The 8,521-nt window shown below is 74.5% G+C and carries 7 protein-coding genes; 5 read left to right on the top strand and 2 right to left on the bottom strand.

Annotated features, from left to right (window positions below):
• Positions 1-59: 59 nt before the first annotated feature.
• On the bottom strand, positions 60-1,298 hold the full coding sequence (serA, locus tag ACFWEK_RS15365; RefSeq protein WP_430554582.1) for a phosphoglycerate dehydrogenase: 1,239 nt from the start codon (positions 1,296-1,298) through the stop codon (positions 60-62).
• Between the two features lie 69 nt (positions 1,299-1,367).
• Positions 1,368-3,677, bottom strand: coding sequence for a HelD family protein (locus ACFWEK_RS15360; protein ID WP_430554581.1), 2,310 nt, complete (start codon positions 3,675-3,677; stop codon positions 1,368-1,370).
• Between the two features lie 170 nt (positions 3,678-3,847).
• Here ACFWEK_RS15360 and ACFWEK_RS15355 point away from each other — a divergent pair, with 170 nt between their 5' ends.
• From ACFWEK_RS15355 to ACFWEK_RS15335, 5 genes are all read left to right on the top strand, one after another.
• Positions 3,848-5,263 carry a PP2C family protein-serine/threonine phosphatase gene (locus ACFWEK_RS15355; protein WP_430547354.1) on the top strand — a complete coding sequence of 472 codons (1,416 nt, stop codon included), beginning with the start codon at positions 3,848-3,850 and terminating at the stop codon, positions 5,261-5,263.
• Positions 5,260-6,471, top strand: a complete 1,212-nt coding sequence (locus tag ACFWEK_RS15350; protein ID WP_430547355.1) for an ATP-binding protein — start codon at positions 5,260-5,262, stop codon at positions 6,469-6,471. Before ACFWEK_RS15355 ends, ACFWEK_RS15350 begins: the two co-directional genes overlap by 4 nt.
• A 90-nt stretch (positions 6,472-6,561) precedes the next feature.
• Positions 6,562-7,002: a response regulator gene (locus ACFWEK_RS15345; protein ID WP_430547356.1), complete on the top strand. Its 441-nt coding sequence runs from the start codon at positions 6,562-6,564 to the stop codon at positions 7,000-7,002.
• A 113-nt stretch (positions 7,003-7,115) separates the two neighbouring features.
• On the top strand, positions 7,116-8,054 hold the full coding sequence (locus tag ACFWEK_RS15340; protein WP_430554580.1) for a proteasome assembly chaperone family protein: 939 nt from the start codon (positions 7,116-7,118) through the stop codon (positions 8,052-8,054).
• A 216-nt stretch (positions 8,055-8,270) separates the two neighbouring features.
• A complete protein-coding gene (locus ACFWEK_RS15335; protein WP_429762195.1) occupies positions 8,271-8,474 on the top strand; it encodes a cold-shock protein in 204 nt (67 codons plus the stop codon).
• Positions 8,475-8,521 lie beyond the last annotated feature (47 nt).

Here is an 8,521-nt window from a genome sequence, read left to right as displayed (position 1 = left end):
GCCCCGGATCCCCGGGGCCGCCCTTCGCGCGTCGGCGGCCGTGCGCCGCGCGGTCAGTGTCAGCCGGCGGCGGGCCCGGGCGGGAACTCGGGCCGCTCGAAGGCGTCGCGGATGCGGAGGCGGATCGTCGAGTCCATGGCCTGCAGCTTGGCCGACGCGCCGCGCTGGGTGACGTCCGAGATGTCGGTCACCACGTAGCCGATCTCGCCGCGCGTCGCGAGCATCTGCGCCTCGATGTTGGCGCCGTGGTCGGCGAAGACCTGGTTCACGCGGGCGAGGACGCCGGGCACGTTGCGGTGCAGCAGCATGATGCGGCCGACGCCCGTGTGCGCGAGCTGGAGGTTCGGGAGGTTCACCGACAGCGTCGTGGACCCGGTCGCCACGAAGTCGCGCAGCTTCTTGGACACGAACTCGCCGATCGCCTCCTGGGCCTCCTCGGTCGAGCCGCCGACGTGCGGGGTGAGGATGACGTTCGGCAGGCCGCGCAGCGGCGACGTGAAGCCGTCGCCGCGCTTCTTCGGCTCGGTCGGGAAGACGTCGACGGCCGCGCCGCCGAGGTGGCCGGAGAGGATGTGCTCCCGCAGCGCCTCGACGTCCACGACGAAGCCGCGCGACAGGTTGAGGAAGATCGCGCCGGGCTTCATGCCGGCGAACAGGTCCGCCCCGAAGAGGCCGGCGTTGCCCGCCCGCCCGTCCACGTGGATCGTCACGGCGTCCGCCTCGGCGAGCAGCTCCTCGATGGTCTCGACGCGGTGCGCGTTGCCGAGCGCGAGCTTCTCGGCGGTGTCGTAGAAGACCACCCGCATGCCGAGGTTCTCGGCGAGCACCGACAGCTGGGAGCCGATGTTCCCGTAGCCGATGATGCCCAGCGTCCGGCCCCGCACCTCGTGCGAGCCCTCCGCCGTCTTGTCCCAGACGCCGTCGTGCAGCGCCTTGTCGCGCACCGAGAGGCGGCGCGTCAGGGCGATGATCTCCGAGATCGCGAGCTCGACGACGGAGCGCGTGTTCGAGTAGGGCGCGTTGAACACGGCCACGCCGTGGGCGGCGGCGGCCTCGAGGTCGATCTGGTTGGTGCCGATGGAGAACGTGCCGACGGCCTGCAGGCCGGGGACGCTCTCCAGGACCTTGCGGGTGACGGTGGTCTTGGACCGGATGCCGAGGATCTGGAAGTCCGCGAGGGACTCGATCAGCTCGGACTCGTCGAGCGCGCCGGGGCGCGTGACGACCTCGATGCCCGCATCACGAAGATTCTGGGCAGCGACGGGGTGGACGTTCTCGAGAAGGAGGGCTCGCAGCACGAGGCCATGGTGCGCCGTGCGGGCCCGCGCCCACAAACGCGTCTCACCGTTGCGGTGCCACCTCCGGCGTCACGCCGCGACGAGCTCCACGATGCCGGCGGGCAGGGCACGCTCGTGCACGACGACGAGGCGTTGGGTGGGGCGCGTCATCGCGACGTACAGGTCCGACGCCCCGCCGGGGCCCTCCGCGACGGCCGCCGGCTCGACCAGCACGACGGCGTCGAACTCCAGCCCCTTGGCCGCGCGCGGGTCGAGCACGCTCACCTGGGCGTCCTCCGGGCGCTGGGCGAGCAGGCGCGCGCCCTCGTCCGGCCCGAGGGTGTCGGGCAGGACGGACTCGACCGCGGCCCGGATCGCCTCGACCTGGTCGGCCGCGGCCACCACCGCCACCCGCCCGGCGCCGTCGGAGCCGACGAACTCGCGCGCGAGGGAGACCGCGTGGCCCACGACCTCCTGGACCAGCACCGGACGCGCGGGACCCGAGGGCGTGACCCGGGCGAGCTCCAGCGCGCCGTCGACCTGCCGGGCGGCGGTGAGCGGCGAGACGGGGAGCGCGGCCTCCGCGGCCATCCGCTGCGCGGCGTCCGCGACCGCGGCCGGGGTGCGGTAGGAGACCGTCAGCTCCTCCTGGCGCCAGGAGTCGCCGAGCACCGGGTCCAGCGCGCGGGCCCACGACCGGGCGCCCGCGGGGGACGACGTCTGCGCGACGTCCCCGACGATCGTCATCGAGCGCGTGGGCACGCGGCGCACCAGCATCCGCCACGCCATGGGGGAGAGCTCCTGCGCCTCGTCGACGACCACGTGGCCGTACGTCCAGGTGCGGTCCTCCGCGGCGCGCTCCGCCGTCGTCAGCCGCGGCCCGGTGGACTCGAACCGGGAGGCCAGCGTCTCGGCGTCCACCAGGCCGCCGCCGGCGCCGGTGGACTCGAGCACGGACCGGGCGTACTCCAGCTCCGCGGCGCGCTCGGCGGCGCGCGCCCGGGCCTCGGCCCTGGCGATCGAGCCGTCCTCGCCGAGCAGCTCGGCGGCCTCGTCGAGCAGGGGGACGTCGGCCTCGGTCCAGGGTGCGTCCGGGTCGCGCCGGAGGGCCGCTCGTTCGCTCGCGGACAGCTCGGGCGCGGCCTCCGCCAGCCGGTGCGGCTTGGCGAAGAGATCGGCGACGAGCTTCTCGGGGCTGATCGGGAACCAGGCCAGGTTGAGGGCGACCCGCACGTCCCGGTGGGAGCGCAGGTCCTCGGTGACCATCGCGACGTCCTCGGGGGCGAGCTCGGTGTCGGCCGCGGCGCGGTACTGGTCCACGAGGCGCGCGAGCATGTCGCGCACGAAGGCGGCGCGGGCCTCGTTGTGCGGCTTGTGCGTCCGGCGCGCGCGGCCGATCGCGTCGCGCACGTCCCGGCGGCGCACGACGAGGTCGTACCCCTCGAGCCGGAAGCGGACGTCGCGCTCCGGGACGCGCTCGCGGGCGCGCACGGCGCGGCGCACGACGTCGCGCCACACCAGCCGCCCCTTGATCTCGGTGGCGGCGGGGGTGTCGGCCAGGTCGGCCCGGACGCCGGGCAGCAGCTCGCCCACGGTGGTCGCGACGACGCCGGTCTCGCCGAGCGAGGGCAGCACCTGGTCGATGTACCGCAGGAAGGCGCGGCTCGGGCCCACGAGGAGGACGCCGCTGCGCTCGAGCACGCGACGGTGCGCGTACAGGAGGTACGCGGCGCGGTGCAGGGCGACGGCGGTCTTGCCCGTGCCGGGGCCGCCCTGCACGACGAGAGCGCCGGCGAGTTCGGCACGGATGATGCGGTCCTGCTCGGACTGGATCGTCGCGACGATGTCGGTCATCCGACCCGTGCGGCGCGCGGCCAGCGAGGCGAGGAGGGCGCCCTCGCCGGAGAGCGTCGACGCGGCGAGGGAGCCGTCGTCGCCCTCGGCGCCGTCCGCCAGGGCGTCGAGGTCGAGCACCTCGTCCTCGAGCCCGGTGACCGCGCGTCCCGTCGTCACGAGGTGCCGGCGACGGCGGACCCCGGCCGGGTGGAGGGCCGTCGCCCGGTAGAACGGCGTCGCGGCCGGCGCCCGCCAGTCCGTGAGCAGCGACCGGTGCTCGGCGTCCGCGAGACCGAGTCGGCCCACGTACCGGGTGTCGCCGTCGTCGAGGTCGAGGCGACCGAACGCGAGCCGGTCCTCGACGGCGTCCAGCTGGGCCACGCGGTCCTCGTAGAGGGTGGCGAAGGCGTCCCGCTCGCTCCGGTTCTGCGGCGACCCCGACGGCCCCGAGCGCCGGACCTCCGCGAGCCGGTCGCGCGTCGCGCGGCGCAGCTCGTCCAGTCGGGCGTAGAGGCCGTCGACGACCTCCTGCTCGCGTGCCAGCTCGTCCTGCCTGCCTGCCACGCATCCTCCCCAGCGTCCTTCGGGCCGCGCTCTGACGACGGTGCGGCCCCGGCGGCGGACCATCATTGCAGATGCCGGGGGCGCCCGTGGGCACCGTCCGGCGCCGGGCGGCGACGCGCCGGGCTCCCGACACCTGCCCGGAGCGGAGGGCCGGGGCTAGGATCAGGCCCATGAGCAGCGGCGACGTCCTGCGAGCCGGGTCCGACGGACCCGCCGAGGACGCGGCCGCCACCGTCCTCCTGGTGGAGGACGACGACGGGGACGCGCTGCTCGTCACGGAGCTGCTCGAGGACGCCGAGGTCACGGTCGTGCTGCGCCGCGCCCGGTCCGTGGCGGAGGCGGTGGACGCCCTCTCCCGGCCCGGCGGCGCGCCGGGGGTCGACTGCGTCCTGCTCGACCTCGGGCTGCCGGACGCCGTCGGGCTGACGGCGGTGTCACGGCTGCGCGAGGTCGCCGAGCGCGTCCACGACGTGCCCGCCCTCGTGGTGCTCACAGGCCTGACCGGGGGCGACCAGGGGTTGCAGGCGGTGGCCGCGGGGGCCGACGACTACCTCGTCAAGGGCGAGACGGACTCGGGGCTCCTCGGCAGGTCGCTGCGCTACGCGCTCCAGCGGCGCCGGTCCGCGGCACAGCAGCGTGCGCTCTACCGCAGCGCGGTGCGGGCCGAGGAGACCGCGCGGCTCGAGCGGGCCCTGCTGCCGAAGCCCCTCGTCGGCGACGAGCGCGTCTCCGTGATGGTCGGCTACCTGCCGGGCGGCGGCGGCCTGCTCGGTGGCGACTTCTTCGACACCGTGGAGCGGCCCGACGGGTCCGTGCTGTCCGTCGTGGGCGACGTCGCCGGCCACGGCCCCGACGAGGCGGCGCTGGGGGCGACCCTGCGCACCGCCTGGCGCACCCTCGTCCTCACCGGCACGCCGCCCGAGCGCATCCTCGAGCATCTGGAGCGCGTGCTGCTCACCGAGCGGGCACGGCCGGAGGTCTTCGTGACCCTGTGCCAGGTGGTCGTCGCCCCCGACCGTTCCGGGATCGACCTCTACCTGGCGGGTCATCTGCCGCCGCTGCTCATCACCGGACCGGTCGGGGGCCTGCGCTGCGAGCTGCTGCCGCCCACCGGCCGGGGCCGGGCGCTCGGCGTCCCCGTCGACGGCGGGTGGGAGCCGCGGCGGATCGGGCTCGACGGCCCTTTTGCGCTCATGCTCTACACCGACGGGCTCGTGGAGGCGGAGGTGCGCTATGGCGGCGGCGTCCCGGACGCGGCGACGGAACCCGTGCTGGACGGCCTGGGCAAGGACGCGCTCGGGCTCGTCGCGCTGCACGGCGAGCGGCCCGCGCGCGTGGGCCCGTTGCGGCGCCGGGTGCCGCGCCTCGGGCAGTCCGGGCTGCACGACCTGGTGCGCGACGACCTCGAGCGGCAGGGCATCGTCGGCGTGGTCGAGCGCGTGCTGCGACGCGTGCGCGCGCTGCACGGCGGCCCGCTCACCGACGACGCGGCGCTGCTCGTCGTCGGGTGGACCGGGCACGACACGCCGTACCTGGGGGAGCGGTCCTCGACCCTCGCGGACTCGGCCGAGTGGGCGCGCCCGTGAGGCGCGAGCGCCCGCTGCACGACGTCGTCCTGCGGCTGCTGCTCATCGTCGGCGCGGTGCTGCTGCTCGCGCTCGCCGTCGCGCTCGTCGCGATCCAGCGCTCGCTGGTGCTGCTGCGGGTGGGCGCGGGCGACGAGGCCATGGACGCGGCCCACGCGTGGAACCTCACCCTGCTGGTCGTGGTGATCGTGCTCGTCCTGCTGGTGGTGGTCATGGGCCTGTTCATGTGGCGCGCCCTGCAGCGCGGCGTGACGCGGCCCCTGGCCCGGCTCGCCGACTCGGTGCGCGCCGCCAGCACGGGGGAGCACGAGCACGAGATCCGGGTCGAGGGCACCGGCGAGGTCGCGGCGCTCGCGGCCGACGTCGAGCACATGCGCCGCGAGCTGGTGCAGCAGGTGGCCGAGGTGCGCGCGTCGCACGTCGAGACCGAGAGCGCCCACGCCCTGCTCGCCGAGCAGGCGCGCGAGCTGGCCCGCTCGAACCAGGAGCTGGAGCGCTCGAACCGCGACCTCGAGCAGTTCGCCTACGTGGCCTCGCACGACCTGCAGGAGCCGCTGCGCAAGGTGGCGAGCTTCACCCAGCTGCTCCAGAAGCGGTACGGCGAGCAGCTGGACGAGCGGGCCGACCAGTACATCGCCTTCGCCGTCGACGGCGCGCGGCGCATGCAGCGGCTCATCCAGGACCTCCTGAGCTTCTCGCGCGTGGGCCGCTCCGGCAGCGAGCCCGAGGACGTCGACCTCGAGCGGGCGCTCGAGCAGGTGCGGCACGACCAGGAGGGCCGGATCGCCGAGGCGGGCGCGGAGGTCACGCACGACCCGCTGCCCGTCGTCCGGGGGGAGAAGGCGCTGCTGACGATGCTGCTGGCGAACGTCGTGGGGAACGCCGTGAAGTTCCGGGACCCCGACCGTCCGCCGCGCGTGCACCTGTCGGCGCGGCGGGTCGAGGGGCCGGAGCCCGGCTGGGAGCTGTCCTGCACCGACAACGGCATCGGCATCGACCCGCAGTACGCCGAGCGCGTCTTCGTCATCTTCCAGCGGCTGCACCCCAAGGACGTCTACTCGGGTACCGGCATCGGGCTCGCGCTCGTCAAGCGGGTGGTCGAGCACCACGGCGGGCGGGTCTGGCTGGAGCCGGCCCCGGGCGGCGGGACGTCGGTGCGGTGGACCCTCCCGGACCGTGACGAGGCGACCGACGTCATCGTCGGTTAGGCTCGGCAGACGTCGCTGACCTGCGACGATGCAGCAGAAGGTAGGGCAGGGGCGCGCCCCGACCGGGCGTTCGACGACGAGGGAGCGGGCATGACGGACCAGCAGACGGGTATCGAGGTCCTTCTCGTCGAGGACGACCCGGGTGACGTGCTCATGACCCGCGAGGCGTTCGACGAGCACAAGGTCGCCAACCGGTTGTCGGTCGTGGCGGACGGCGTGAGCGCGATGGCCTTCCTGCGCAAGGAGGGCGAGCACGCCCAGGCGCCGACGCCGGACCTCATCCTGCTGGACCTCAACCTGCCTCGCATGGACGGCCGTGAGGTCCTCGCGGCGGTCAAGGCGGACGAGCGGCTCAAGCACATCCCCGTGGTCGTGCTCACGACCTCCGAGGCGGAGGAGGACGTGCTGCGGTCGTACTCCCTGCACGCGAACGCCTACGTGACGAAGCCCGTGGACTTCGACCGGTTCATCCAGGTGGTCCGCCAGATCGACGACTTCTTCGTCACGGTGGTGCGGCTGCCCCACCGCTGAGCGGGGCCGGGAGCAGAAGCCCACGGGCCGGGAAGGATCCGGGGCGGGGCGCGGTTGACACTCGTGCGGGCGCGAGCCCGCCGGCGCGAGCCGGAGAACCGAGGAGGAACCCCTTGCTGGACCCGCAGAGCATCTACGAGGTCGACGAGGCCGCCGTCGAGAGCGTCCTGCCCCACCACGGGCCCGACGCGGCGTCGGTCGGCACCGGCCCCGTGCTGCTGCACGCGCTCGACGGGTTCGTCGACGCCGGCTCCGCGGGCGAGATCGCCGTGGAGCACGTCACCGAGGAGCTGACGACCACGCGCCTGGTGACCTTCGACGTCGACCAGCTCCTCGACTACCGCTCGAAGCGGGTCGGGATGACGTTCGACGCCGACCGGTGGTCCGCCTACGACGAGCCCTACCTCGCGATCGACCACGTCGCGGACCGCGAGGGCACCGGCTTCCTGCTGCTGCACGGCTCGGAGCCGGACCTGCAGTGGGAGCGGGTCGTCGCGGCCGTGAAGGGCCTCGTGGAGCGCTTCGACGTCTCTCTCACGGTCGGCTTCCACGGCATCCCGATGGGCGTGCCGCACACCCGGCCGCTGTCGCTGACGGCGCACGGCACGCGCCCCGGTCTGGTGGAGGACTACACGTCGTTCTTCGGCACCGTGCGGGTGCCCGGATCGCTGGCCGCTCTCCTGGAGTACCGGCTCGGCGAGGCCGGGCACGACGCGATCGGCTTCACCGTGCACGTGCCGCACTACCTCGCGCAGTCGCGCTACGCGCCGGCGGCGGTCGTCGCGCTGCGGCACGTGGAGCGCGCCACGGGCCTGGACCTCGCGACCGGCCTGCTCGCGGAGGCCGCGGCGGACGCGACGATCGAGGTCGAGAAGCAGGTGGGGGAGTCGGGCGAGGTGAAGGCCGTCGTCAAGGCGCTCGAGGAGCAGTACGACGCCTTCACGAGGTCGGTGGGGCGGCCGAGCCTCCTGGCCGAGCAGGCCCCCCTGCCCACGGCCGACGAGCTCGGCGCGGAGTTCGAGCGCTTCCTGGCCCGGCAGGACGACGACTGACGCTGCGCCGGCCGCGCTCCCGGAGCGCGGACCGGCCCGGTCCCGAATGGCCGATGCGCGGCTTCCGCGGCATATCCGTGGCACGGCGGTGTGGTCCGTGCCACACTGACCGCGTTGCAGAGGCGCTCCTTCGCACGAACCGGCGGTGCGGCCTGCAGCGACGGGTGGCCGCCCGGCCCGCTCGTGCCCGTTGTGACGGAAGGTCGAAGGATCAGCATGGCGCAAGGTTCTGTGAAGTGGTTCAACTCGGAGAAGGGCTACGGCTTCATCGCGCAGGACGACGGCGGAGCCGACGTCTTCGTGCACTACTCCGCGATCCAGTCGCAGGGGTACCGCACCCTGGACGAGGCCCAGCGGGTCGAGTTCGAGATCACCCAGGGCCCCAAGGGCCCGCAGGCGGAGCAGGTCGTGCCGCTCTGAGCACCCGGCTCGCCTGACGACGGCCGCGTCCCCGCCCGGGGCGCGGC

Source organism: Isoptericola sp. NPDC060257, from assembly GCF_042726645.1.
Classification (GTDB): domain Bacteria; phylum Actinomycetota; class Actinomycetes; order Actinomycetales; family Cellulomonadaceae; genus Isoptericola; species Isoptericola nanjingensis.
This window is presented reverse-complemented; position numbering and strand designations above follow the sequence as displayed.

Coding starts and splice junctions, on each gene's coding strand:
- ACFWEK_RS15355 (WP_430547354.1), top strand. CDS start 3,848: ATGAGCAGCGGCGACGTCCTGCGAGCCGGGTCCGACGGACCCGCCGAG.
- ACFWEK_RS15345 (WP_430547356.1), top strand. CDS start 6,562: ATGACGGACCAGCAGACGGGTATCGAGGTCCTTCTCGTCGAGGACGAC.
- ACFWEK_RS15335 (WP_429762195.1), top strand. CDS start 8,271: ATGGCGCAAGGTTCTGTGAAGTGGTTCAACTCGGAGAAGGGCTACGGC.